This window comes from Melioribacter sulfuriphilus (assembly GCF_052656625.1).
This window is the reverse complement of sequence record NZ_JBQXXK010000005.1, coordinates 62,504-86,974: the sequence shown is the minus strand read 5'-3', so window position 1 is coordinate 86,974 and position 24,471 is coordinate 62,504. Positions and strand designations below refer to the sequence as shown.

Genomic DNA, 24,471 nt, shown 5'->3' with positions numbered 1-24,471 from the left:
ATTAAATTATTTTGTTAGTTCTTCGATAGATTTTATTTCTTTTTTAAAGTCGTGAATGCCCTTTCCAATACTTTTAGCTATTTCAGGAATTCGTTTTGCCCCAAATAAAAAGGTAATTACTGCCACTATTATCAATATTTCTGTAAATCCTAAGTTTCCGACCATTTATAACTCCTTTAAATAGTTTGTATAATTATACAATCGCTGTGCCAACTGTTAAATAATAGATTTCTTATTGAAATAAAGCTCTTTCTGTATTAGTGGCCACTTGAGAGACGAATTTCTGACGTTATCGGCGAAATTTCGTTTCTTAATACTTTCTTAACATTTTTTTAATAATAGCCTAACATACAAATTATATTTTTGTCAAAAAAAAGGAGAAATATGAAAAGGGCTTTTTTAACCGCAATGATTCTTTTAACTGCTTTAACAATTAACTCTTTCCCATCGAATGGTGAAAAGAATTATTCGATCATTGAAATAGTTACACCTGCAAATTTAATCTACGATGATGGAATTTACAGAACTAAGTTTTCTGCATTTTATGTTGTAGATGCAAATGGAAATAAAGTTTTAAGTTCTGGAGAAGTATTTGATACAGCAGCAATGGTTAAACTTCCTGAGGGGTCTTATAAAATTTGTTATTATAGTTTAAACGAAAAATTGTTAGAAAAGGAAATTGCAGTTCCAAAAGGAAACTTTTCCAGAATTATACTTGAATAGTTTATAACTCATAAAACATAATTGTTTTTCATTTGCTAAATTAATTGCTCAAGCAATTCCATACTTTTCAATTTTACTTTTCAATGTTGAAGGCGGCAAACCGAGAAGCTCTGCCGCCTTCGCTTTATTGTTGCCGGTTTTAATAAGAGCTTTTTGAATTAATGATTTTTCCACTTCTTCAAGAATTTCATTCAATGATTTGTCCTGATTGAGTGGTAGTTGTTCAAGGTTCAGTTTTTCTGAGAGCAATTCCTGAGGAAGTCTGGTAGTAATTATTTTACAATCCTGACAAAGAATAGAAAGCCTTTCTGTAATATTTTTTAATTCACGAACATTGCCTGGCCAATAATAACTTTGTAAAATTTCATAAACTTTTTCTTCAATTTGAAATTGCTTTTGGTTTGCAAACTGAGTAAGAAAATAATTGAACAATGGAATTATATCCTCTTTTCGTTCACGTAATGGTTTTAAATGAACAGGTAGAACATTTAGTCTATAGTATAAATCCTCTCTGAATTTCCCTTCTTTTACGAGTTTATTCAAATCAGCTTTGGTAGAAGCAATTACGCGCACATCTATTTTAATCGGTTCACTGCTGCCAACTCTTTCAATTTCCTGTTCCTGAAGTACACGCAATAATTTAACCTGAGCTTCAAGGGGAATATCATCAATATCATCTAAATAAATTGTGCCCTGATCAGCCTTTTCAAATCTGCCGATTCTAAGTTTATCTGCTCCTGTAAATGCGCCTTTTTCATGTCCGAACAATTCGCTTTCAATAACTTCCTTTGACAATATTCCACAACTAACTTTTACCAGTGGTTTTTCTTTTCTTTGCGAATTGTAATGGATAAGATTTGCGAGTAGCTCTTTACCGGTTCCCGTTTCACCGGTTATTAAAATTGTCGAGTTTGTCTGTGAGATTATTTTGAGAGTCTCTTTGAGTTCTTTTACATAATTACTTATGCCAATAAATGCATCAAAGTTAAATTGATCCTGAAAGTAAGTCTGAAAGTCCAGATTCCTGGACTGTAGTGCTTTTATTTCTTTTATTTTTTCTATTATAAGTAACAATTCTTCTTTGTCAAATGGCTTTGTGATGTAATCAAAAGCTCCTTTCTTCATTGCTTCAACTGCCGTGTCAACAGAACCGTATGCTGTCATAATTATAACAGAAACATCAGGGTTAATGGATTTGATTTTAGATAGCAGTTCAATGCCATCCATCTCCGGCATTCGAATATCAGAGATTACAATATCACAAATTTTCTTTCTGAGGTGTTCGAGAGCTTTAACCGGATTTTCAAAATCAATAACTGAATATCCTGCATCGAGTAAATCATCTTTTATTGATACTCTTAAAATTTCTTCGTCTTCAACTATACAGATATTTATCTTTTTCATATTTCTTTTAGTTTATTCAAGATAATTTTTTGTGTGCCATAACTGGCTTAACTATTTTCTAATCTCTGTGAAATAAACTCAGTAGAAAATTATTTCCGATAAATCGGTAAGAAAACATTTACAACCGTTCCTTTTTCTTCTTCGCTTTCAAAATAAATTTTTCCTTTATGCGTTTCAATTATACTGTAAACAACAGATAATCCGAGTCCTGTACCTTTGCCCGGAGATTTCGTTGTGAAAAACGGATCAAAAATTTTATCAATAATTTTTTTGGGAATTCCATTTCCGGTATCCTGAATTTGTAGCCTTAGAAAATCGCCGTCAGCTTTTGCATTAAATAAAAGTCTCTTTTCACAATGCGAATTAGTAGAACTTTTCTCTTCTATTGAATCGATAGCATTAATCAACAAATTCAGAATTACCTGCTCTAGTTGAATTTTATTTCCAACTATTCCAGGCAAATCGGCCGGAAAATTTTTCGTCACTGAGATTCTCAGTTTTTCTAAACGATGGCTGACAAGCAACAGGGAATTTTCCACTATTTCATTTATCGTCAAACTTACAAATTCACCACTTTGTCTTCTTGTAAAGTTGAGAAGATTGCCGACCACTCTTTCAATTTTGTCAACTGCATTTTCCATCATCTTAATATATTTAATATTTTGCTCAATGTTCGAAGGATCATTTTTAATCCTTCTGATACAATTCTGTAAACCAGCAACGGGATTATTTATTTCGTGTGCAAGACCGGCTGTTAAAGTACCAACTGTAGCAAGTTTTTCAGACTGAATAATTGTTGACTGAGCATTTTGCAAATCCCGATATGCTTTATCAAGACGGAGAATCATTTGATTAAATTTCTCTGCAAGAATATCTATTTCATCTTCAGCTCTGAAGAGCATTTTAAATTTATTAAATAATTTTTTGCGGATTCGTATCTGCGGCATTTCGGTCTGACCGATAAGATTAAAATCAATATTATCGGCTGTGTTCTGGATGGTTTTTATTGGATTTGTTATAAACCTTGCAAAAACGAAAGCGCCAATAATTCCTACCGTAAGAAAAACAGCAACCATTAGCCAGAAAATATTAACCGTCTTTTGAACATCTGCTATAATGGAAGATTCTTTTAAGCCCACTCTAACTGTTCCAACCTTGCCATCAAGTATCGGAACAATCACATCAAGTATTACTTCTCTGTCGAAATCCTTCAGCAACAGTAACTGAGTATTCGATTTTTGGTTCTCACTTAACGAATTTGCATTAATCAGGTTTAACGGAAATTCATTCTTAAATGTATGAACGATTACATTTTTATTATTATCAGTAATGAAGATGTAAAAAATATTCTCGTCAATTTCCTTCATACTGTTAATTGTATTTTGCATTGAGATGTAATCCTCAAACAGAATTGAAGGTGTAACCTCGTTAGCTATACTCCGCGCAATAAATAAGGCTCTCTTTTCATCTTCCGACTGAAGCGCTGTTTGAACATTATTATAAATCAGAATTGAGTTTATTGAACCAAAAATTATAACAATGGTAATTATTGCGATGGAGAATTTCCAGAAAAGAGGCAGTTTAAATCTGAAAGTCGTCATCATTTTATTTATAAAGAGAGTTATCCGCTAAAATAAATTTATCAATCATAATCCTGCCGAGTAATTTTTTGCCTTCAGGATCAAGGTGCATCTCAAGCATTACTTTTCTTAATTTCTCTTTGAGATTTTTATCAAGATTTTTTTGAACTACAAAAGGAGGGATTCCAAACTCTTTTGATTTGTGGATGATCTTTGTGCCTTCTACTTCCCCGGGTTGAAAATGATTTAAGAATTCATAAACCAGACCATCAACAGTAGCTCCATCTACAAATTTTCTTTTTACAGCTTGAATTGAATAGTCATGTGCATAAGTGAAAATTGTTCTACCGAAGAATTTTTCCGGTGTAGTATTAAGTGATTTTAACCAGTTGACAACATAAGAATAACCTGTATTTGAAAGAGGATCAGTAAATGCAAAAGATTTACCTTTAAGATCTGTTAAATTATTTATTCCACTTTCCTGATTTACAATTATATATGCCTGATAGTATGGTTTGCCATTCACTACAGGCACTGTTAGTATTTCAATAGGCGCTTGATTTCTAATTTCAAGATATGCACCTGTACAAATGAAAGCAAAATCCAGCTTATTTTCTTTTAGAAGATCATTTACTTCCTGATATGTTTTTCTCTGTTTGAATTCAATTGGAACCCCAACTTTTTTTGAAATATAAGCAATAACATCCTTATAAAGATTAAAAGTCTCCAGTGGAGAAATCATTGTGGAAACAGCTACATAAATGATGCGAACAGAATCATTTTCCAATTGTTGGAAGTTTTTTGGTTGATTGTTAGAGAATTCAATTTCTTTAATATTTTGTTTTTCATTGCAGGCTGTAATTAAGAAGAATAATAGAAATATTTTATAATAAATAGCTTTCATTAATATTGCATTATTTTTTATCAAATATAAAAATTAAAGGGAAATAAAGGACAAGAAAAAGATTTAATTATTGAATGGAATAAATCAAATAAACTTCGCAAAGTATTATAAGGCAATCTCAAATTTTTTTATCCATAAAACAAATCGAATACCTCGATAATTAAGCGGCTTAGAATAAAGCCAACATTTGTAAATAACAAATGCTGCTTCGTAAGTAGAAATATCTTTTACGGAAAAAAGACAATATCAGTGCTCCCAGTGACAGAATTAATAGTTGTACTTGACTACTTTTTTCTGTTTGAGATATAGAACCGGAAAAGATTTCTATATGGAATTACATTGTCAAGTATAACACGATCTTACAAGTTTCCTAATTACCCGCTTGGGAATGAGCTCGAATAGGATAAAAGGCAAAATTAATTCCACCTATCAAAACAGAATTATGTCTATAACTCTGTTCAGAAAATAACTGGATTGATTTTTTTGTAACGTTTACAGCTTTTAAAAAAACACAAGTCTTTATTAATCTCTCAGAATTAAAACCGCACCAAGCAGTATAAACAAAACAGCGATTGTCTTCTTTAATAAATTCGAATCCTTGAAAATTTTTCCGCCTATAATAGTTGCCCACAAAACAGAAGTCCGTTTAATTGCTAATGATAACGCCACAGATGCTAAACTAACCGAAATAATTTGCGTGAAGCGGTAACCGATTGTGAGTAATGATACTAAAACAATCCAGCCGAAATCGTTTTGATTAACATTGATTAACCATTTTTTATCTTGACTGGGATATATGAAATATAATAGCGCAAAAATTACTGCCAGAAATAAATGCTGAAATGCCATTAACGAAATAGGCGTCATATTCAGTTTTACAAGCAAAAACTTATCCATTATAGATGAAGCCGTAAAAAGCAATAATGCTAAGAGAATATAATGATGATATTTAGATTTAATGAAAACATTTAAAGGAAATAAAATTTCTTTAAGGCTTTTACTCTCAAGTATGTATGTGCCAACAATCAATGAAATTAGTCCAATTACTTCCTGTGTTTTTAATGATTCGCCGAGTAAAAAGTACGCAAAGATAGCTACGAACCCTGGCGTTAAAGCAAGCAAAGGAAGTGCATTGCTTATTTGCAAATTTTTTAGGGCAGTCATCACGCAAAGGAATGCTGCGACTCCGATAATCGATTTTAATAATAGAACTCCAAGATTTGACGACTGAATTGTTCCATAATCTACAAACAAAAAAAACGGGATTGAAAAGATCAGGTTAACAATTGCGAGCAGAAAAGAAAATTCAAGCGGTGTGCGGTTAAATAAGATTTTCTTTTGCGTAATTGCCGCAAATGCAGAAAGAAGCGAGGAAAGAAAAGCAACAATAAACCAAGTCATGTTTTCTACTCTATGCCTCTGTGTCGCTGTGTTTTTATTAAAGACACAGAGACACGGAGAACTAATTTTAGAAATCAGCAATTAATTTTATAAAGAAATTTCTTCCGGGCTCTACAACAATTAATCCCCGTGTTGTGGACAGATGATTCCTGTATTCTTTATTAAAAATATTTTCAACACCAGCAAAAATACGAAAATTTAATACGGAAAATTTAATATCACCTGAATTCAACGATAAATTAAAAACTGCATAGCCGGGAGTTGTTAACTCACCTGCGGCAACTTTATTTTGTTCGGCAAAAATTGACGCAGAGACATCTGTGGTAAGTTTATTCAATAAATTAAACTTAATTCCCAGATTTCCGTTTAGCGGGGGGATTTCGGGTAGATGCCCGCCCGATGTAATATCATCGCCTTTTACATAGGATGCCGTAACATAAAGAACATAATTAATGTAAAAATTATAGTCTGCTCTAACATCCAATCCATAAATCCTTGCTTCCCCTATGTTTGTTTTGATAAAAGCGTTCCTTGTTTCAAAAGTACCGGGCAGCTCCGATACCAGATTATCGAAGTGATTGTAGAAAACACTTGAAACCATTTTAAATTTATCAGTATAATATCGAATCCCCAGGTCAATTGATTTCCCTTTTTCAGATTCTAAATTAGGATTTCCTACGCGCACAAAACTTCCCTGGTCAATGTATTGGAAGCGTTCTTCAAGTGAAGGTGACCTGAATGATAAACCGAGTCCAAGTGTAAAATCGAGATTAGAATTAAGAGAATATTTTAAACCGGCATTAGCACTGTACGATGCATCATCGGCATCAATTTCGTTCCAGATAACTTTTTGTCCGGAAGGCGAAGAATTATAAACTCCGTTTGTAATTTCATAAACCGGATTCAATGTTGTTTCGCCGCTAATATTAATAACATCGTAACGCGCTCCCAGTGTTAATGTTAACTTATCTTTAATTAATTCAGCATTGTCCTGTGCAAACATTCCCAAACTACTAAATTTTGAATCAGGCAGTGGTTTTTCGCCGATTACTTTGTTTGTTGTATTAACAACATTTCCCTGAGCATTCAACACTTCAATCATCTGGTATTTTTCACGATGGCCGTTGTAACTCCTGTCCCAATAATCAATTCCGACAATAAGACTGTTATTATTGCCGAGGAAGAAATTACCCTGTATCTGGATGTTATTGTTTTTGTGATCGGCAGCTGGAGTAATTTTTAGAACACTCACCCTGCGTGCTGGGGTTGTACCGGTTGCAGGGATATTTTGAACTGTGTGCGGAATATTTTCCACATTACGCACGATGAATTGATATGCATACTTAACAGAAAGCTTATAGAAAACTCTCGATATGTTTTGTATTTCATAAGCAGCAGAAATCAATTCTCTTTTTTCATTCGGATAACGGACATCCGCATTAGTCGGGAACACTGATGCACCAGGGATACCGACATCATTAGCTTTAAATAGCTGGTAATCGATTTTTAATTTATGATTATCAAAAGGCAATACGTTCAATGAACCACTGAAACTATAATCTTCAAACTGGCTGTTTTTTAATTCTCCTGCGGGTGTTTGAGTGTTGTTTGCCTTTCTATACGAACCGGCTAATTTTGTCGACCAGAATGAATCTCCTGTATAAATTGTGCCGGAAAAAGCCGATAAATTATTTACCGAATTATATCCGGTAGAAATATTTCCGTTGATAAAAAACTTATCGTATAACTGCGGGGATTTTGTAATAATATTGAGTATCCCGCCAGTTGCACCTGAACCGTAAATTGAAGACGAAGCACCTTTTATAATTTCTACTCGCTCGATGTCGTCCGTATTAATCATCGAAAGCCTCGCAGCGATATCTGTGGATGTAGCTATTCGATTTCCGTCGATCAGTGTAACAACGTTTTCGCGGTTTAATCCACGGATACTTACTTCCGTTCCCCATATTCCGTCCCTCAACAAAGAAATTCCTGCTTCCGTTTTTAAAACCTCCGATAATGAATTAAAAGGTTTGCTCTCTAATTGCTCTTTCCCAACTAATAATTCCGAATAAGGGGAATTACGCAAATATTTTTCTGTTCTGTCTGTGCTTACTATTACCTCGTCGAGTTCTATCGGTGAAGGTTCAAGAATGAAATCCATTGTTGAGGAATGTGAATTAATATTAATAGTTGAAGAAAAGGACTTATAACCAAGACGAGAAATTTTAATTTTGTAAATTCCTTCTGGAATATCTTTGATTTCGTAATAGCCCTCGCTGTTTGTATAAGCCATATAATTATAAGAAATAAAAACCACCGCATTTTGAATTGCATTTCCGTTTTTAGAGTCTGTTACTTTTCCCTTTAATATACAATCCTGCCCGAATAATGAATTAGCTAAAAAAAGTAAAATGCAAAACAATAACTTTGTATTCATTTTTCACCCCTATTATTTGATTAACCGAAATTCACCTTTATATTCGTTATGGGTTATGCTAAAATGTGATTTTATTAAACCGGCATAAAGCATTAACATTTCTAACTCGTCAGGTGAGATACCGTGAGAATATTTCAGCGGCTCGACAAGAATTATTCTGCCCGAATTCTTCAATTTGTCCTTAAGTGCATTTATCGTATCCTGTCTTTCGTCCGGTCGTATATCATGAATAACATGAAAGATATAAATTATATCAAAAGATTGATTGGGAATGTCTATGTTTCTAATATCACCACATAAAATATCAACATTTGGAAATTTCCTTAATCGCTTTTTGGCTTTTTTCGTCCAGTACGTTGAAGTATCTATGCCTGTCAAATGCCCATCTTTAGTAAGCAATTTAGCTATTGCTCTTGAGCCGATTCCTCCCCCGCATCCAAAATCTAAAATATTCTCATTACCCTTAATATTAACCAGGCTTAATAAAGATTTGTAAAAAATTTTTTCACCAATCAAGTTCTTCAGAAAATCTTCAATAATAAATGGAATTGATGGATTATCGAAATCTACTTCCTTGAATTTATAATCGCTCATAATATCCCTAACAAATAATAATATTAGTTTTGATTTATTATTTTAGAAAGCAGCGTCCCGCTTATCATTTTTTTTGTTTTCAGATTCATTATTACGCATTTCTGTTCAGCGAATGCAACTATACCGGTCTCAACTTTGATATTAGCTTTCAAAGTTAATATTCCATGATTAATACTCTCTAATTCCATAATACCTATAGGTGCCTCAAATAATTTTAACTGTCTCTTGTAATTAATTGATGTTGACACAATAACGGGATATAAACCTTCTTCATACAGTTCATTAAAATTACAAATGCCTGAAATCAGTTTAGTTCTTAAATCCTCCAGCCACCGTAAATAAACTATATTATTCACATGTCCAGCTGCATCTATATCATAAGTATTTATATTAAACTTAATTTCTACTTGCATCGTCTTATTATCGCCCTTCTTTATTAACAAGTCATCCTGCATTTAATTTTTGGTGCACAATAAATCCATAATTTAATTTTGTGTTTATCCTGATCACATTGCTATAATTTTGCAGCAGAATTAACTCAGTTTCTTCCGGAGTAATTTTTCCACGCGTATGAAGTTTATTGTATCTGATTCTGTAGCTTCTATCCATAGCATCAAAACCAGCTGAATTAAAATCTGCAATCAACATCTTACCATTCGAAGAATGAACCCTAATAATTTCATCAAGACATAATTGTAGATTTTCAAGTTCGTGAAGAGTATTTATACAAACTATATTATCAATCGAGTTATCGCGAAAAGGGATTTTTTCCAGGTTGAGTTTTATGTAATGAACTTTATGTCGAAAATTTTCGGAAATTCTTTTCTCGCTTTCACTTTTAAATTTATGATTATTATCGCCGGTAATTATCGAATATCCAAGTCTTGTTAATATTGATAAGGCTCTGCCCGTTCCGGTAGCCACATCAAGAATAATATTGCCTGACGGAAAATCTGCTGATTGAATCAATTCGAAATATTCCTTTATTAAATCAAAACCCCACTCGTTCAACAACAAATCGTTTTCGGATTTTGGAATTGAGTTTAAATCTATCATTAGTATCCTATCAAATAAATAATCAACCCGGCTACCAATCCGAAAACAAGGTTAAATATTTTTATACGCAGCGAATCTTTTACAGAATAAGAAAGCATGGGAAGCATTCCGTGTCCATCTTGAACAACCGAACTTGTAAACAAAACCGAGAACGGGATTAATCCTTTTGCAAAAAGCATTACAAAAATTAAGTGTGGACCGGATTCCGGAATTATGCCTATTAATGCAGATAGTATTAAAAGAAAAAATGTATAATCTGCAGTTATACTTTTAAGATCAATGAAACTTATCCCGTATTCAACAACCAGCAAGGCGGCGAAAGTCCATAAAAATATTTTCAAGATATGCCCCTTTATTATGTGCATCCAGATGTGAACTTTGAAATAATGCTTATAACCTTTTTCGCCTGGATGGTATTGTTTGAATTGGCAATCTGTACAGGTTTTAATGCGAAATTTTTTGACGATGTAATCGGTAAAATATCCTGCGACAATGCCAAGCACAAAAAGAATTCCGAACATTATCAAAGCTGTATCGGGAAACATCGCAAGCATTACAAATTGTTCGTCGCCCGAAGTTGCAAGCATTAAACCTGTAAGAGCACCGAAACTTATCATGCCATGAATATAAAGCGAAACCCCGGCAAACGAACCCAGACAGCCCGGCGCCGCACCAAGTAACGAGGCAACAAAATATTGTTTCCATCTATTGCCTGTTTGTAAAATCGATTCCAGCTTACCCTTTGTTTTAACGTTTAAAAAATCTACGGCTATCATCATTATTAAAACAAGAAGGGTAACCTTTACAGATTCTTTCAAGACATTAATTATTACGTCCATTATTCAACCAGCTAATTATTTTACATAAAAAATTTCTTTCTTTTTAATTAAACTTTCAAACCTGTGCTAAGCAATTCGAAAAACCTTACCAACCCCTGCTTTAATATATCTTGTATCAAAAACTTGCTTAAATATTTCTATTGTATTATCGCCCGAGCAATGGGTCGGAGAAACATATTGTATCTCCATCTTTAGTATTTCTTGAATTAGATTATTCAGACTTTCAACCGCTATATTTCTTAGATGAAACCCGCCTAAAGCAAGGTGAATTTTTTCATCTGGAAATTGTTTTTTCGCCACTTCAAGAATGTTAATTATACCGGGGTGAGCACAACCGGTAATCACAATTATTCCTTTCCCACTTCGAATTACCAGCACCTGCTCGGGTATACTACCGCCAAACTCACCGAGTGAATATACATCTGGAAGTATTTCTCTAAATGAAGAAACAGCCACAGCCTCAGCGCCTGAATTTATTATATTATCTTTAAGTTGTTGAGGAAATGATTGAGGGTAAAATACTTTTACACAAGAATTAAGTTCAAAAAAATCGTTTAATCCGCCTGTATGATCATGGTGGTAATGTGATAAAAAAACAATATCAATATTTCCCGGGTTGATGCCGAGTTTCTTCATATTAGCCAGAAGTATCTTGCCATTATCACCTGTATCGAAAAGTAATTTTGTTTCACCAAATTCAACAACTACTGCAAACCCCCAGTCGCTTTGTAAGCCTTCTAAAAAAATATTATTATCGTAAACTATTGTTAGTTTTATTTTTTCATTTTCTTTTGTTTGTATATTCATGGCCATAAAATTATTCCTTAAAATTAATTCTCACCGTAAACAGATACAAAAGTAGTGTTCTGATTTTATGATTTCCACGATTGTTATTTATGGTAAAAATACGGCAGCCGCCAATACTGTTGTCCACAATCCCTTTTTATCTCCTTTCGCTGTTTGAGTAACGTTAAACGTTCTTACAATTTTACCGGACATTTTAAAAACCTGTTCGCGCTCATTCCAATCTGTTTCTGAATCAAATTCTACACCGAGCGTAGTTGCAAGCATTTGAGCCGCCAGATCTTCGGCATAATCGCCGGCAATTTTTTCTTTTACTCCGTATGGATGGTATTCCGAAAGATAGCCGTAATGCTTGCCATCCGCTGGAATTGCAACTCCAATTGAAGATGCAATCAGCCTGTTGGGCTCGTTAGTAGCATTGCGTGCCATAACCGCAAATGTAATCTGTCCCGCGTTCAGTTCTTTCAATCCCTGTTGTTTCGAGATTATTTTGCACCCCGGCGGAAAAATACTACTGACTGATACCAGGTTGCATATTTCAATTCCGGCATTCCTCAATGCAGCTTCAAATGAGCTTAAATAATCTTTGTGTCTGCCTACACCTTTAGTAAAAAACACCTTCGTTGGAACGTACAATTTTTTCACCTCTTATTTTGTTGGAAAAAGTCTTTTTTCAAAAGAAATAATTTATTGAATATAGTTATCCCATAGTTGCATTAATCATCCAAATTTGTTTTTCCAGCCATGCAATATTTTCATCTGCTAAAGCAGCTGTTGGCGAGTCTTCCAATTCTTCGGCAATTTTTGAAATATCTTTAAATTCTTTGTTCATTAATTCAAAATCGTTACGTATAGAACCCAGCACAAATATTCCGTCAAAATCATTTTTGCTTTCTTCTTTTATTGCAGCGTTATTTAAATATTCTTTCATTGATGCGAATGGTTTTCCACCAAGCTGAACTATTCTTTCTGCGACCTCGTCGAATAGTTTTGCAAAATAACCGTAATAAAATTCGGTTAGTTCATGAACCGCTTTGAAAGTAATCCCCTTAACATTCCAGTGGTAATTATGAAGTTTTATATAAATTACCTGGATATTAGCGAGATTTTTGTTTAACAATTCAATGACCTTGCTTTTCATTTAGTACCGCGTTGTTGTTTTGACAAATAAATATTAACAGCATCTTTAACTTTTACTGAAGCTGTAAATCCGTCGACAATTTTTATTCCGACTTTCTTTAGAGCATCTCCGGCTTTGTCACCAACTTTACCGGTAAGCAAAACTTCTGCGCCGTGCTTGTTTATTAATTCAGCAGCTTTAGGACCGGCGCCGCTACTCATTTGCTCGCCGAGGTTGGATATGGCTTCAAATTTCATTGTTTCGGAATCGACAATTATAAAATACTGACAGCGTCCGAACTGTTCACTCACAAGCGCGTCCATTGATCCGCCAGTTGATGTTACGGCTATTTTCATGATCACACCTTTTTTAATTAGCAGTTATTTCAATTTGCATTTCTAATTGTTTCCATATAATGCTTATTTCATTGCGGATTGTCTGATCTTCTTCAACTACATTGTGACCGCATATTAAAGCCTTCACAAATTTTTCATCAAACGGGATTGACCCAATTACTGGAATCTTTTTGTTTTCGGCATATTTAAATATTTCGGTGGTAATCTCTAAATTTAAATCATATTTGTTGATCACAATTCCCGAATGAATTTTAAATGTGCTTAATAATTCAACAAGCCTTTTTAAATCGTGAATTCCTGAGACTGTTGGTTCCGTTACAATTACAGCATAATCCACAGCTGCTAAGCTTGCATTAACCGGGCAACCGATCCCAGGAGGTCCATCAACTATAACCCATTCTATCTCTGAAGAAATATTTTCCAGAGCTTTCTTTTTGATTTCACTTACAAGTTTACCCGAATTTCCCTCGCCCGGGTAAAGTTTTGCATAATAAAATTTCGATTTATCTTTTATTTCACATTCAAAGAATGAACCTGATTTTGAAGGATTAAATTTTATTGCATCATAAGGACATATTCGATAACAGAATCCGCATCCTTCACACCTTATTTGATCTACCACATAATTACTTATTGTACTGAATCTGCAGACAGCTTCACATAGCCCGCACTCTTTGCATTTGCTTCTATCAATAGTTGCTTTCTTGCCTCCGTAAAATTCATATCTGTTTACTATCTTTGGTTTTAATACGAGATGAAGATTTGCTGCATCAACATCGCAATCGATAATAACTTTATTATTTATCAAGCTCGCAAAGGCGGCAGACAACGTTGTCTTGCCTGTTCCACCTTTTCCGCTGAGAATTACAATCTGTTTGTAAGGTTTATCATGCATTTACTTTCTCTAATTCCTCCATAATCTTTTTATGCAGCCGAATAAAACCTTCTTTCAATTCCGGATATTTTTTTACTGGAAGTATCGCTTCTGAATAAGCTTCGGCATATCTTCTATCAAAAGAGATTTTAAGCAATACTTCGATATTGTTGACATTCAAATAGTTTTCCATTTCTTCGAAAGAGGAATTATATTTATTGATTACAACCCCGAAAGGGATATCAATCGATTTCAGCACTTCGATGGCAAGTTTCAAATCGTTCAATCCGAAAGGTGTTGATTCTGTAACGAGCAAACAATAATCTGAACCTTTAACTGCTTCAACCATAGAACATGAAGTGCCTGGCGGTGAATCGATTATGTTTACTTTCTCTTTAATAATTTTTTTCTTTACTTCCTTAATTAAAGGCGCCGCTGTTGCCTCTCCAATTTTTAATAACCCGTCTACAAAAAGCACTTTATCTTTTGTAATTCCTGTTCTAACAATTCCAATCTCTTTTTCTCTTTCGGTAATTACTTTTAATGGACAGAAATATTTACATGCGCCGCAGCTATGACACAGCTCTTCGAACAATACAATCTCAAATTTCAGATTAATCAAAGCGTTAAATTCGCAAACATCTATGCAATTACCACAAAACGTACATTTATCTTGGTCTATTAAAGGAAGTAATTTTTCAGCGCTTTCTTCTGTTAAAAATTCTGGTTTAAGAAGAAGATGTCCGTTCGGCTCTTCAACGTCGCAATCTAAATAAACACTTTCCGGAATTACTGAGGCAAGACTTGCTGCAATTGTTGTCTTGCCGGTTCCTCCTTTGCCGGATGCAATTGATATTATCATTGTTTTTTTAATTAATTAAAGTGCTCATTATCATGCTTGTGTCCGTGTTTGCATGCTTCGTAACCATGCAACTTTCCTTGAGTAAAGAGTTCCAAGGCTTCTTCATAGAGAAGTCCGGGCGCTGTAATAACATCAATGCCGAACGATAAAAAATTAGAAACTGCTTTTTGTCCCATTCCGCCAGCAATAATCGTGCTTACATTGAATTGCTTGACATAGCCCGGCAACTGGCATGAGCCGCCGTGTTCACCGGCCAGGGGATTAAAAAAAGTTTCTGTTTTAACGACCTTCTTTTGTTCGTCAAGTTCGCAAATATTGAATTTTGTGCATCTTCCAAAATGTTCGGCTACCCTTTCCTTAGCACCGTATTCTTCAATTGCTATTGCTATTCTTTGATTCATAAATCTCCCCTTTTGTTTTTAAATAATTTATTACCATGACAATTTTTGCCATACCTTTTTCTTTTTTTACCCCGAGTATAACAGTAATCAATAGATACAGCAGCAGTTAATTTACCCTCGTTGTAAAGTTGGATGGCATCTGCAGCCGTTCCTTCTTGACACAGATAAACTTTTATACCTGCCGAAGCGAGAAACCGAAAAGGATTAGTACCAATATTTCTTGTAATTACAATATTAATGTTGTTTTCAATTAATGTTCGAGCAGCTTGGATACCGGCACCGCCCAGTTCCTTTGCATAAGGATTATTAATAATTTTTTCCGATTCACCCTCGGTATTAAAAATCAAGAAGAAATTACTTCTTCCGAAAACCTCGGAAAGTTGTGATGTCTTTTCAGGTTTCTCTAATGCTACGGCTATTTTCATTTATTTAACCTTTGCGTCTTTGCGTGAGATGGCATTCCAAGGATATAAAAATACACGCGATGTCCGACAGGAGAAAAGATCATTATCTATTCACGAATCTTCTACCACGACCTCTTCCGCCACCTTTACCGCAACCGCTTCGGAAACGATTTCCTGCTCCACCACGAGGTCTGCCACCACGGCCTAATCCATAAACCTCTTCTTTGTTTTCAGAAGACTGTGCTGCAGTTTTTTCAGTCTGCGTTGTTTGCGTATCAAAACAGCGTCCTCTTCTTCTACCTGTTAAAGGACCTCGTCCCATTGGACCAGTATGATCAAATCCGGGCATAAATTCCTCCTATGTTTTTGTTTGTTAATATTATTAGATCAAATGATGTTCAGTTAGCCATTCATCGTTATACATTGTTGAAAATATTTATAATCCGAATCATAAATTAATGTTATGATGCCAGCTTTTTAATTAATTTCATTTGCCAATTTAACTGCTCCCAAAATGTTAGCGTCCGCTCGAGCCGCCTGCAATAATTCCTTCTTCGAGTGCAAGTTTTTTGTCCACTCAATTGCGATTTTACTTTCAATCTGATACATATCGTCAAGCAAGTCGAGTTGTGTAGTTTTTATCAAAGGTTCATCGCCAATTCCTTCAATCAGAGAACGTGAGGGTTTTATTAATTTCTTTCCTTTAAAGTATTTATAAAAGATGGAGCCTACCGTATTGATGCCGCATACTCTTATATTGGAATTTTTTTCTTTCAAATATTTACCGTCACTAATAATTGTTCCGCCTGTTCCAATTTCGTCGATTAAATAATCAATTTTTCCGTTCATCTGTTTCCAAATTTCAGGTCCCGTTGTTACAAAGTGCGCGCTGTTGTCAAGATTGTTATGCTGATCGAAGCAGGAAAGTGAAAAATCATCCTTTACAAGATTATACGCATATTGATAGCACGACTCTGGATGTTCAGGTAGAAGCGACGCATCTACCTTAATTACATCAACTCCGAGCACTCCAAGCATTTTTATTTTTTCTGTGCTCGCAGTGTCACGAATCACTATTTTAATCTTGTATCCTTTTTTACGGCAATCAATAGATAGAGCGTTAGCGGTGTTGCCATAAAAATTATCAAGAATCACATCGCCCGGTTTTAGTTTAATTTCGCGTTCAGCTTTTTCGATCATGTATCTTGCAATTCGATCCTTAACGCTGCCACCCAGATTCATATAATCAAGTTTTGAATAAATATTAGCTTTCAATCCTTTCGAAATGCTACCGAGTTTAACGTATAGCGTTCTGCCTGTTGATCCCAATACAATATCAAAACAATTATTTCTCATTCATCTCTCGTGAGTGAATATTTTTTATGTAATATAAATCATTGTTGTATTCAACGAACTTAATCAAGTTATTTCTGAGCATGCTGTTGATCATTTCCCAATTAGAATTTGCTTTAGATAGAAATTTTTCAACTGCATCCTTACGCATTGGATGAACCGCAAGAATATTCATCAATTCTTTTTCAGCATCGGAAGAATAACTAAAGTCCGTTCCTTCGTTGTGAACTATTAACTCAACATTATTCAATAGACAGCTGAAAATTTGATATGCTGCATTTAAACTTTCTTCAGTCGGAATATTTACCAATTTCTCGGCGGGCGGACGCGTAGGAACCAATATATAAGATTTATGCGGGTTTATTTCGCTTATTATTTGTGCAGTTTTACTCAGAGATTCAATACTATCGTTAACACCTTTTACAAGCATAGTTTCGGTTACCAGAACTCCTTTGTAGGTATACGCAAACAGTTCTATTCCATGAAGTATTTCATGGAGGTCAAGCAATCCGTGTGGTCTGTTAACTTTACGCCAGATATTTTCATAACCAGAATCGATTTTAACCGAAACCCAATCTGCTTTCATCAAATCTCTTCTTACTTCTTCATCATTCATTAAAGATGAATTAGTAATGACCGCTATTTTAATCCCGAATGATTTTAACCTGTCGACAGTTTTTCCAAGGTTAATATCGAGTGTAGGTTCGCCGTCAGGCACAAAAGTTAAGTAATCAATTTGCTCACCTGCTTTTTGAAGTTGAGTTATTCTTTCTGCAGCTTCGTCATAAATATGGTTTGTTGAATAATACTCTTTTCTCGAAATCGACATTGTATTAGTAGAGCCAAGCTGGCAGTAAATACATGAATAACTGCAAACTTTTGGCGGTATGTTATTTATTCCCAATGATCTTCCTAATCTTCGCGACGGTATTGGACCGAAAACTATCATTTTTAATCCTTTGAATTGTTCCTTTGCAACTAACCGTAAGCTAATCTTAATTCCTTTTCTTTTAATGTCGGTTTGGTAAATTCTCCCCACTCACGTGTATTACAAGTATTCAGTTTAGTGTGAACGCGATAATATTTTTCGGGTACAGGATATGTTCCAACAACAACTTTCAAACCGTATTTGATTTCAATAGACTTCTTAATGTATCCTACATAAGGGCACAAAGGGTAGCCGACAACCATTCCCGTTGCAAAGTGAATAATTTCAGCGTCGTTCTTTTTCATTTCCTCCGATGCATACTCTATATTTTCGCCGGGGCAGCCGCCGCAGGTTGTGTAACTGACAAGTTCTACATCTCTATCTTTATATACCTGGAAGGCTCCTGCTCTTTCTTTAATAGATCTTAAGCATTTTCCGCCAGTACAATTTTTATATCTGTCGCAAATTATTATTCCTATTTTCACTTGCTGTCCAACAGCTATCTCATCCTTAATTTCTATTTTATGTTATTTACTTTCGTCAAGCTTTCTTCCTTTAATTTTTCTCGGATCGCCTTTGTATCCAAGTTCTTTCCAATCCAAACGTCCGTTTGTGCTATGGCAGTCTTTGCACTTTAAGGCTTCTTCTTTTGGCGCAACCATGTGATTAATCGGCCAATACATTTCGGTCTCAATAAAATCATAGTTGCCTGAGTAATCGAGATTAACTTCTTTCATCCCGATTTTTGCTGCTTTATTCCAATCATAAGTTTTCCAATAGCCATCTTCACCATAAAGTTTTGGAACAATCAAATACTTGTTTTGAGGATCGTAAATTTGCTTGCCGCGCATAACCTTGAATGGTGCAATTTTAGCTTTAGGGTCTTTTATATTTCCATTAGGTTTATTTAATGCTAAGATTTTCCCGGATTCAATTTTGTCCCCAATCTTATAATACGAAGCGCTTCCGTTATACCATTTATAAGTAGGTATAACATTTTTTGCCCACCGGAATTCGCCTTTCATTTTATTATAAGTCTCTTCACCAAATTCGTCTTTTGGTTGGGTTTTATCCTCGCCAGCTTTTGACCAATCCCACCAAACTTTAGTTGGCCTTACTTTTGCGAATACAGGAATATGGCAAGTTTTACACGCAACGGAATTTGAATGTCTATCAATTAGTTTGTATTTATGAATTGCGCCTTCGTGGCAATCGGTACAATAAATATGATTTTGACCAGCCGCCATTGAACCGTGGCTTGCGCCTTTAATCACATGCCCGGTCGATGAATGACATTCGTGGCATTGAAAATCAAGTTTACCCATATGAACATCAGTTTCTGGTGCCGGCTCATATAAACTGTCGTCCAAGTCGCCGTGCTTAACTCCGGTTCCACCTCCGCCGTCGAAGTGGCAGGTTCCGCAGTTTTTGCGAGTTGGTTTGCCTACACTTTGAGCAGAGACCAACAAATCAACCTTTGGATCGGGCATCCCCGCTCCGGTCGGTGTTTTTTTGTAAGTACCCGATAAATCATGACACACAAGGCAGTCAACATTTTTTTCGTTATTGAAATCGTAATTTGAATCTTTCCAGCCATAACCAATATGACAACTCGTGCAGCGCGGATAATTTGAAGGTAATGCTATGCAAAAGTTATTTATAAAGTTACGTTTTCCCATTTGCAATGTGTCGTTGTTTGCATCGACAAACTTTTCGTCAAGCCACGTCCAATGGCTTGTTTTCATAATTTCTTTTGCAGAAGATTCATGACACGTTAAACATTGTTCGGTTACTTCCTGGGGATTTGAAAACGGGCCTTCAATCATGTCCTTATGAGATTGAGCAAAAAGAAAAACACTGCAAAAGAAAAAAAACAGAATTATTTTATTATTCATACATGTTCCAATTTTTAAACTACTGTGTTCTCACTTTAAAAAACATTGTGCGCCATAATTACTGCTGCAATAAATGTTGTAAATGCAAATAGAGTCTTCAACATTTTTGGTTTAGTTTTTAAGGCAATACTACCGCCAAGAACACCACCTATAACTCCGCCTATTGCAAGAGGAATTGCTAAACGGTAATCAAAATGACCTTTGACTGCATGCCCTAAAAATCCGGTTAATGCCGATATTGATATTAATGTACTTGCAGTGGCTACGGCATTCTTCATTGGCACGTTACATGAAAGTACAAGCAGAGGGACAATGAATGAACCACCTGAAATGCCGACCATACCGGCTACTAATCCAAATATAAATATAGCGGGTACAATTAAAATTAAATTAAGCGGATAGATAACCGATTCGTCAAAAGATTTAATATTCCAATACATCCATCCAGTTTTTAATACTTGGTCTACCTCTTTGTTAATTGGCACCAACATTAAAACTGCTATTAGAAATAAGAACGCTGAAAGGATCAATTTAAGTATTCTTCCGTCCACATAATCTGAAAAGAAACCTCCAATAAAGGCTGAAACACCTATAAGCACTCCTACAAAAACGACCAACTTCCATTCAACAAACTTTTTCTTTCCGAAAACAAGCATTGCAAAAAATGCTGCTGTAAATAATATAAACTGTCCGGTGCTTGCTGCTATATGCGTTTCTGTACCCGATAGGATAAGTGTAATTACAAAAAAATTACCTCCACCATGTCCTGTCATAGTCATAAAAACAGATATTAATAAAATGATTAGCGTTAACAAAATTACATTCATTTTTATCTCTCCTTATAGACATGCTTAAAGATCTTCCCCGGCATTAAAGTCTCTATAAGCTGGGTATATCCTCCGTCGAGCATTTTAACATTTTCAATGCCCTTACTTTTAAGATAAGCAAATGCGATAGCGCTTCTGACGCCGCTTGAACAAAATACGCCGATAAATTTATCCTTAGGCAATTCACCTAATCTTGACGGGAGTTCATGAAAAGGTATTTCTATTACCTGAAAATGGTGTTTTAATTTTAGTTTAATTGTTGCTGTTTCCTCTTCTGCCCTTACATCCAAGAGTACTGAGTCATCTTTTTTAAAAAATGATTCAGCATCGATTTTGTGCTGGCCTGTTCCCCAAAACCAGAAGTCCATGCTAACGATTACTTTTTCCAGTTCACTCATACTTACTTATTTCCCCTTCAGCAAATGGTCAATTTATTTTTGTTTCTTTTTTATAATGTTCTTCAATCAGATTTACAATTGATTTAAAGGCATTTGTTACTTCGCATTTTGGTTTTTCAAGAACAATAGGTTTGCCTTTATCACCAAGAATACGCGCGTCAATATTAATTGGAATTGAACCAAGGAATGGTAGTTCATATTTATTCGCTAATTTTTCTCCGCCGCCAGTTCCAAAGATTTCAATTACCGCATTGCAATGAGGGCAAACAAAGCCGGCCATATTTTCAACTACTCCTATAAATGGAATTTCAAGTTCCTTAGCCATATTAATAGCTCGCTCTGCATCAATAACAGAAACTTCCTGAGGGGTAGTAACAATAACAGCACAGTCAGGTTTCATTTCTTGTGCAATAGTCAAAATTTCATCACCAGTTCCCGGAGGAAGGTCTGCTATTAAATAATCAAGTTCACCCCATTCAACATCGGCAAGAAATTGATTTATTACTTTTGATCTCATCGGTCCACGCCAGATAACTGGCTGTCCATTTCGTATCAAGGATGCTATAGAAATCATTTTTGTACCGTATTTTTCGAAAGGAATCATTTTTGAATCCAGAACAATAAGTTCACTGTCAACGCCAAGCATTTTTGCGACATTAGGACCTGTAATATCAGCATCGAGAATTCCGGTTGAAAACCCGTCAAGCTGTAAAGAGTAAGCGATGTTAACGCTAACTGTTGTTTTACCAACACCACCTTTACCGCTGAAAACAGCAATACGATGTTTTATTTTTGATATGTTTTCATTAATTCTTTTTTGTTCTTCTTCAAATGCTTTTAATTTTTCTTGCTCTGTCATTTTAGCTCCCCTAATTATGCATATAATTATTTATACCATTTCTTAATTGCATCTGCAGTTGCGTTAATAATAGGGTAGGCAATAGGCGATGCCGTTAACAAAGGATGCGTGCCTATCTGTAAATTATTAATATCGATATCTGTCATTTTATTTAATATCATAACGGAAATTATGTTAATCATCTCGCCAACCGAGTCGCCTCCCATAATTTGTGCACCCATTAAAGTGTGGGAGTAAGTCGAAAAAATTAATTTAACAGTAATTTCCGAAGCACCCGGTAATTTAGCTGGATAAGTATTTTTTGCCGATAGTGCACACGTAACACCGGCAGGTCCTCCTCCAACTATTACAACATCGTACTGCATCATTTTCTCCTCTGGAATTGATTTCCTTTTTTTAATTATTTATGAGTTAATATGTTCGTTTTGTTTAACATTATCGGGCGCAATTTGATAAAAAGCACTTAACTGTCTAATCAATTTCTGTAATTCTTTGCAATCGGGTAGTAAGGCCACATCAGAAATTTTATCTGTCGGCATTTTTTGAATAAGCCTGTCATATAAATCTTCAACTTCATCTTCCGCCAATTGAAGCGTAAGACCAATATGATCATAAATGTCCTGTCCAATTTTTTTCAACTCTTTTTTTGTATTCAATTCATTAACAATAACTTTTTTGAAAATTGATAGTGTTTCGCAGATTTCAGCGGGCTCGAATCCTTCAGCGAATCTTTTTAATGCAATTTCGTCGATATATTGAATCATCAAACTTCTATCGCCGCTTCGTACTGTAGCCATAAGCAAATGGTAAAGTGTGCTTATATAGCATTGGAAATCATCCGGGTCCAACTGATTGTAACGCTCAAACTTTAATCGATTTTCAGGGGCTTTAATTTTCGAGATTATTATTTGCAGTATCGCCTCCTTCATTTCGGATAGGGTTTTGTAAATGATCAGATTTATTCTTCTTGCAACGCGATGCATTGCCACTTCGTTTTTCAATCGCCATTCATCCGGGTGACTTTTTAATTTTTCTAACAGAAACAAAAGTCGCCTTGCTATATGATATCTTTTTGCCGGCTCCCAGCCGAGTCTTTCACGAGTATAGCTTGCATCCACGTTCAATTTTTTGTCGATGTATTTTATCATCCAGAATTTTTCAAACGGTTCTTCACAAAATAAATGTAAATGCCTGAGCAACTTTATGAATGCTAAGCCGGGGTAAGCTAAGAGTTTGGGAATGTAAATAGGTTTAAATGTCTTACCGTAAAAATAAGACGTTGTTATTTCATACAATTCTTTGTGTGAACTTGAACCATCAGGGCTAGCGTTAAAAATTTCGAATCTTCCCAAATCATTACTCTTCTTTATTATTGTTTTAATTAAAGAAACAATATCCTGAACGTGTATATAAGGTATTGCAGATTCACCCTTGCCAGCAAGCATTCTCGAATCAATTTTACGAGAAAGCCATCTAGAAATAAATTTATAAAGGGGGGCATACTCACACCAATCGCTGTAAACAGCAGCAAATCTTATAACCGAACATGGGAAGTAATTTGAGTAGGTTTTTACTAAGCTTTCGCCAATTTTTTTGCTTCGAGCATAAGCGAAATCTGCATCGGGCGTGGAGTTTTCATTTACCGCCTCGCCTTCCTTCGGGAAGTTGCATGCTGCAAGGGAACTCGCAAATAAAAATCTTTTAACGTTGATGGCTCTTGCAAATTCTAAGGTATTTTTCGTGCCGTCTATATTTGTGCGCTGATATTCTATATTGTCTTTGTAAGTGAAATCGTAAAACGCTGCAAGGTGTATTACAAAATCCGCACCACCTCGTTCATTTATAAATCTTGTTACTTCATTGAGCGTCTGATTATCTGCAATGTCGCATTGGATCCAGTTTATATTTTTATGATAAGGGATATTCGCTTCCTTTCTCGACCTTCTCGCAATAGCATAAATCGTAAATTCATCTTTCATACTTTCGAGAAGAGTACGACCGATAAATCCACTTGCGCCGGTAATTACGATTGAATGATTGTTATTCATCACTCATTTCTTCTCTATTCTTCGTTTTATCGAAAAGAAACAGAATAATTATTCCCATTAAGAAATCAGACACACCAGATATTATTATTAATGCAAGAGACGTTACAAATATCCAATAGCTTAATAGAAATACGGTAGCAATAAATTTTACAATAATTGAAAAGATAATTAAGCATTCAAAACGTTTGGGATTATATGCAGATAATGCATAACCTACAGCTATTGCAATATGAAAAACACCACCCTGCGCACGAAAAAATCTTTCATTGCAACTTGTATATCCCATAAACTCCACAAGCGAACCGGGCATAATTATTAATCCAATTCCTACGAGCAACGAATGTAAAGCAACAAGCCAGAGAAAAACTGACAACAGTTTATTATAACTAATTGATTTCATA

Annotated in this window: 30 protein-coding genes; 1 reads left to right on the top strand and 29 read right to left on the bottom strand. The window is 35.0% G+C overall.

Features of this window, described 5'->3' with window-relative positions:
- Positions 1-6 precede the first annotated feature (6 nt).
- Complete coding sequence (tatA, locus tag ACUN8G_RS07725; RefSeq protein ID WP_437346332.1) at positions 7-165, bottom strand: twin-arginine translocase TatA/TatE family subunit; 159 nt, start codon at positions 163-165, stop codon at positions 7-9.
- 219 nt (positions 166-384) lie between these two features.
- On the opposite strand from tatA, the gene ACUN8G_RS07720 reads away from it, so the two are divergent.
- The gene (locus ACUN8G_RS07720; RefSeq protein ID WP_437346333.1) at positions 385-723 is read left to right on the top strand and encodes a hypothetical protein; all 339 of its coding nucleotides are present in this window, start codon (positions 385-387) and stop codon (positions 721-723) included.
- Positions 724-771: 48 nt separating this feature from the next.
- Here the strand turns inward: ACUN8G_RS07720 and ACUN8G_RS07715 are convergent, their stop codons facing one another.
- From ACUN8G_RS07715 to ACUN8G_RS07580, 28 genes are all read right to left on the bottom strand, one after another.
- Positions 772-2,127 carry a sigma-54-dependent transcriptional regulator gene (locus ACUN8G_RS07715; RefSeq protein WP_437346334.1) on the bottom strand — a complete coding sequence of 452 codons (1,356 nt, stop codon included), beginning with the start codon at positions 2,125-2,127 and terminating at the stop codon, positions 772-774.
- A gap of 89 nt (positions 2,128-2,216) precedes the next feature.
- Complete coding sequence (locus tag ACUN8G_RS07710) at positions 2,217-3,731, bottom strand: ATP-binding protein (protein ID WP_437346335.1); 1,515 nt, start codon at positions 3,729-3,731, stop codon at positions 2,217-2,219.
- A 1-nt stretch (position 3,732) separates the two neighbouring features.
- A complete protein-coding gene (locus ACUN8G_RS07705; RefSeq protein WP_437346336.1) occupies positions 3,733-4,611 on the bottom strand; it encodes a substrate-binding domain-containing protein in 879 nt (292 codons plus the stop codon).
- Between the two features lie 522 nt (positions 4,612-5,133).
- On the bottom strand, positions 5,134-6,012 hold the full coding sequence (locus ACUN8G_RS07700; protein WP_437346337.1) for an EamA family transporter: 879 nt from the start codon (positions 6,010-6,012) through the stop codon (positions 5,134-5,136).
- A gap of 67 nt (positions 6,013-6,079) precedes the next feature.
- Positions 6,080-8,452, bottom strand: coding sequence for a TonB-dependent receptor (locus ACUN8G_RS07695; protein WP_437346338.1), 2,373 nt, complete (start codon positions 8,450-8,452; stop codon positions 6,080-6,082).
- 12 nt (positions 8,453-8,464) lie between these two features.
- Positions 8,465-9,046, bottom strand: a complete 582-nt coding sequence (locus ACUN8G_RS07690; protein WP_437346339.1) for a class I SAM-dependent methyltransferase — start codon at positions 9,044-9,046, stop codon at positions 8,465-8,467.
- A gap of 23 nt (positions 9,047-9,069) precedes the next feature.
- Complete coding sequence (locus ACUN8G_RS07685; RefSeq protein WP_437346340.1) at positions 9,070-9,459, bottom strand: acyl-CoA thioesterase; 390 nt, start codon at positions 9,457-9,459, stop codon at positions 9,070-9,072.
- 31 nt (positions 9,460-9,490) lie between these two features.
- Positions 9,491-10,102 (bottom strand): class I SAM-dependent methyltransferase, encoded by a 612-nt coding sequence (locus ACUN8G_RS07680; protein ID WP_437346341.1) that lies wholly within the window; start codon positions 10,100-10,102, stop codon positions 9,491-9,493.
- Positions 10,102-10,941: a putative manganese transporter gene (locus ACUN8G_RS07675; RefSeq protein WP_437346342.1), complete on the bottom strand. Its 840-nt coding sequence runs from the start codon at positions 10,939-10,941 to the stop codon at positions 10,102-10,104. Before ACUN8G_RS07675 ends, ACUN8G_RS07680 begins: the two co-directional genes overlap by 1 nt.
- 66 nt (positions 10,942-11,007) lie before the next feature.
- Positions 11,008-11,754, bottom strand: a complete 747-nt coding sequence (locus ACUN8G_RS07670; protein WP_437346343.1) for an MBL fold metallo-hydrolase — start codon at positions 11,752-11,754, stop codon at positions 11,008-11,010.
- Positions 11,755-11,835: 81 nt separating this feature from the next.
- On the bottom strand, positions 11,836-12,381 hold the full coding sequence (locus tag ACUN8G_RS07665; RefSeq protein WP_437346423.1) for a pyruvoyl-dependent arginine decarboxylase: 546 nt from the start codon (positions 12,379-12,381) through the stop codon (positions 11,836-11,838).
- Between the two features lie 64 nt (positions 12,382-12,445).
- Positions 12,446-12,886: a Dps family protein gene (locus tag ACUN8G_RS07660; RefSeq protein WP_437346344.1), complete on the bottom strand. Its 441-nt coding sequence runs from the start codon at positions 12,884-12,886 to the stop codon at positions 12,446-12,448.
- The gene (locus ACUN8G_RS07655) at positions 12,883-13,221 is read right to left on the bottom strand and encodes a NifB/NifX family molybdenum-iron cluster-binding protein (RefSeq protein ID WP_437346345.1); all 339 of its coding nucleotides are present in this window, start codon (positions 13,219-13,221) and stop codon (positions 12,883-12,885) included. The genes ACUN8G_RS07660 and ACUN8G_RS07655 overlap by 4 nt, the downstream gene beginning before the upstream one ends.
- Before the next feature lie 13 nt (positions 13,222-13,234).
- Entirely contained in the window at positions 13,235-14,116 is an 882-nt protein-coding gene (locus ACUN8G_RS07650) for an ATP-binding protein (protein ID WP_437346346.1), read from the bottom strand.
- Complete coding sequence (locus tag ACUN8G_RS07645) at positions 14,109-14,957, bottom strand: nucleotide-binding protein (protein WP_437346347.1); 849 nt, start codon at positions 14,955-14,957, stop codon at positions 14,109-14,111. Before ACUN8G_RS07645 ends, ACUN8G_RS07650 begins: the two co-directional genes overlap by 8 nt.
- An 11-nt stretch (positions 14,958-14,968) precedes the next feature.
- On the bottom strand, positions 14,969-15,358 hold the full coding sequence (locus ACUN8G_RS07640; RefSeq protein ID WP_437346348.1) for a NifB/NifX family molybdenum-iron cluster-binding protein: 390 nt from the start codon (positions 15,356-15,358) through the stop codon (positions 14,969-14,971).
- On the bottom strand, positions 15,355-15,783 hold the full coding sequence (locus tag ACUN8G_RS07635) for a NifB/NifX family molybdenum-iron cluster-binding protein (protein WP_437346349.1): 429 nt from the start codon (positions 15,781-15,783) through the stop codon (positions 15,355-15,357). The genes ACUN8G_RS07640 and ACUN8G_RS07635 overlap by 4 nt, the downstream gene beginning before the upstream one ends.
- Before the next feature lie 82 nt (positions 15,784-15,865).
- Positions 15,866-16,111 carry a DUF5320 domain-containing protein gene (locus ACUN8G_RS07630; protein WP_437346350.1) on the bottom strand — a complete coding sequence of 82 codons (246 nt, stop codon included), beginning with the start codon at positions 16,109-16,111 and terminating at the stop codon, positions 15,866-15,868.
- A gap of 128 nt (positions 16,112-16,239) precedes the next feature.
- A complete protein-coding gene (locus tag ACUN8G_RS07625) occupies positions 16,240-17,118 on the bottom strand; it encodes a PLP-dependent cysteine synthase family protein (protein WP_437346351.1) in 879 nt (292 codons plus the stop codon).
- Entirely contained in the window at positions 17,108-18,019 is a 912-nt protein-coding gene (locus ACUN8G_RS07620; RefSeq protein ID WP_437346352.1) for a radical SAM protein, read from the bottom strand. The genes ACUN8G_RS07625 and ACUN8G_RS07620 overlap by 11 nt, the downstream gene beginning before the upstream one ends.
- A gap of 74 nt (positions 18,020-18,093) precedes the next feature.
- Positions 18,094-18,528, bottom strand: coding sequence for a CGGC domain-containing protein (locus ACUN8G_RS07615; protein WP_437346353.1), 435 nt, complete (start codon positions 18,526-18,528; stop codon positions 18,094-18,096).
- Positions 18,529-18,570: 42 nt separating this feature from the next.
- Complete coding sequence (locus tag ACUN8G_RS07610) at positions 18,571-19,938, bottom strand: tetrathionate reductase family octaheme c-type cytochrome (RefSeq protein WP_437346354.1); 1,368 nt, start codon at positions 19,936-19,938, stop codon at positions 18,571-18,573.
- Positions 19,939-19,973: 35 nt separating this feature from the next.
- Complete coding sequence (locus ACUN8G_RS07605; RefSeq protein ID WP_437346355.1) at positions 19,974-20,765, bottom strand: sulfite exporter TauE/SafE family protein; 792 nt, start codon at positions 20,763-20,765, stop codon at positions 19,974-19,976.
- 2 nt (positions 20,766-20,767) lie between these two features.
- Positions 20,768-21,163, bottom strand: coding sequence for a rhodanese-like domain-containing protein (locus ACUN8G_RS07600; RefSeq protein ID WP_437346356.1), 396 nt, complete (start codon positions 21,161-21,163; stop codon positions 20,768-20,770).
- Positions 21,164-21,191: 28 nt separating this feature from the next.
- Complete coding sequence (locus tag ACUN8G_RS07595; protein WP_437346357.1) at positions 21,192-22,022, bottom strand: Mrp/NBP35 family ATP-binding protein; 831 nt, start codon at positions 22,020-22,022, stop codon at positions 21,192-21,194.
- Positions 22,023-22,048: 26 nt separating this feature from the next.
- Positions 22,049-22,390, bottom strand: a complete 342-nt coding sequence (locus ACUN8G_RS07590; protein ID WP_437346358.1) for an oxidoreductase dimerization domain-containing protein — start codon at positions 22,388-22,390, stop codon at positions 22,049-22,051.
- Between the two features lie 36 nt (positions 22,391-22,426).
- Complete coding sequence (locus ACUN8G_RS07585) at positions 22,427-24,070, bottom strand: NAD-dependent epimerase/dehydratase family protein (RefSeq protein ID WP_437346359.1); 1,644 nt, start codon at positions 24,068-24,070, stop codon at positions 22,427-22,429.
- Positions 24,063-24,470, bottom strand: coding sequence for a hypothetical protein (locus ACUN8G_RS07580; protein ID WP_437346360.1), 408 nt, complete (start codon positions 24,468-24,470; stop codon positions 24,063-24,065). Before ACUN8G_RS07580 ends, ACUN8G_RS07585 begins: the two co-directional genes overlap by 8 nt.
- Position 24,471: the final 1 nt, after the last annotated feature.

Excerpts from the sequence above, each read along its gene's own strand:
- tatA (WP_437346332.1), bottom strand. The coding sequence starts at position 165 with ATGGTCGGAAACTTAGGATTTACAGAAATATTGATAATAGTGGCAGTA.
- ACUN8G_RS07720 (WP_437346333.1), top strand. The coding sequence starts at position 385 with ATGAAAAGGGCTTTTTTAACCGCAATGATTCTTTTAACTGCTTTAACA.
- ACUN8G_RS07715 (WP_437346334.1), bottom strand. The coding sequence starts at position 2,127 with ATGAAAAAGATAAATATCTGTATAGTTGAAGACGAAGAAATTTTAAGA.
- ACUN8G_RS07710 (WP_437346335.1), bottom strand. The coding sequence starts at position 3,731 with ATGATGACGACTTTCAGATTTAAACTGCCTCTTTTCTGGAAATTCTCC.
- ACUN8G_RS07705 (WP_437346336.1), bottom strand. The coding sequence starts at position 4,611 with ATGAAAGCTATTTATTATAAAATATTTCTATTATTCTTCTTAATTACA.
- ACUN8G_RS07700 (WP_437346337.1), bottom strand. The coding sequence starts at position 6,012 with ATGACTTGGTTTATTGTTGCTTTTCTTTCCTCGCTTCTTTCTGCATTT.
- ACUN8G_RS07695 (WP_437346338.1), bottom strand. The coding sequence starts at position 8,452 with ATGAATACAAAGTTATTGTTTTGCATTTTACTTTTTTTAGCTAATTCA.
- ACUN8G_RS07690 (WP_437346339.1), bottom strand. The coding sequence starts at position 9,046 with ATGAGCGATTATAAATTCAAGGAAGTAGATTTCGATAATCCATCAATT.
- ACUN8G_RS07685 (WP_437346340.1), bottom strand. The coding sequence starts at position 9,459 with ATGCAAGTAGAAATTAAGTTTAATATAAATACTTATGATATAGATGCA.
- ACUN8G_RS07680 (WP_437346341.1), bottom strand. The coding sequence starts at position 10,102 with ATGATAGATTTAAACTCAATTCCAAAATCCGAAAACGATTTGTTGTTG.
- ACUN8G_RS07675 (WP_437346342.1), bottom strand. The coding sequence starts at position 10,941 with ATGGACGTAATAATTAATGTCTTGAAAGAATCTGTAAAGGTTACCCTT.
- ACUN8G_RS07670 (WP_437346343.1), bottom strand. The coding sequence starts at position 11,754 with ATGGCCATGAATATACAAACAAAAGAAAATGAAAAAATAAAACTAACA.
- ACUN8G_RS07660 (WP_437346344.1), bottom strand. The coding sequence starts at position 12,886 with ATGAAAAGCAAGGTCATTGAATTGTTAAACAAAAATCTCGCTAATATC.
- ACUN8G_RS07655 (WP_437346345.1), bottom strand. The coding sequence starts at position 13,221 with ATGAAAATAGCCGTAACATCAACTGGCGGATCAATGGACGCGCTTGTG.
- ACUN8G_RS07650 (WP_437346346.1), bottom strand. The coding sequence starts at position 14,116 with ATGCATGATAAACCTTACAAACAGATTGTAATTCTCAGCGGAAAAGGT.
- ACUN8G_RS07645 (WP_437346347.1), bottom strand. The coding sequence starts at position 14,957 with ATGATAATATCAATTGCATCCGGCAAAGGAGGAACCGGCAAGACAACA.
- ACUN8G_RS07640 (WP_437346348.1), bottom strand. The coding sequence starts at position 15,358 with ATGAATCAAAGAATAGCAATAGCAATTGAAGAATACGGTGCTAAGGAA.
- ACUN8G_RS07635 (WP_437346349.1), bottom strand. The coding sequence starts at position 15,783 with ATGAAAATAGCCGTAGCATTAGAGAAACCTGAAAAGACATCACAACTT.
- ACUN8G_RS07630 (WP_437346350.1), bottom strand. The coding sequence starts at position 16,111 with ATGCCCGGATTTGATCATACTGGTCCAATGGGACGAGGTCCTTTAACA.
- ACUN8G_RS07625 (WP_437346351.1), bottom strand. The coding sequence starts at position 17,118 with ATGAGAAATAATTGTTTTGATATTGTATTGGGATCAACAGGCAGAACG.
- ACUN8G_RS07610 (WP_437346354.1), bottom strand. The coding sequence starts at position 19,938 with ATGAATAATAAAATAATTCTGTTTTTTTTCTTTTGCAGTGTTTTTCTT.
- ACUN8G_RS07605 (WP_437346355.1), bottom strand. The coding sequence starts at position 20,765 with ATGAATGTAATTTTGTTAACGCTAATCATTTTATTAATATCTGTTTTT.
- ACUN8G_RS07600 (WP_437346356.1), bottom strand. The coding sequence starts at position 21,163 with ATGAGTGAACTGGAAAAAGTAATCGTTAGCATGGACTTCTGGTTTTGG.
- ACUN8G_RS07595 (WP_437346357.1), bottom strand. The coding sequence starts at position 22,022 with ATGACAGAGCAAGAAAAATTAAAAGCATTTGAAGAAGAACAAAAAAGA.
- ACUN8G_RS07590 (WP_437346358.1), bottom strand. The coding sequence starts at position 22,390 with ATGATGCAGTACGATGTTGTAATAGTTGGAGGAGGACCTGCCGGTGTT.
- ACUN8G_RS07585 (WP_437346359.1), bottom strand. The coding sequence starts at position 24,070 with ATGAATAACAATCATTCAATCGTAATTACCGGCGCAAGTGGATTTATC.
- ACUN8G_RS07580 (WP_437346360.1), bottom strand. The coding sequence starts at position 24,470 with ATGAAATCAATTAGTTATAATAAACTGTTGTCAGTTTTTCTCTGGCTT.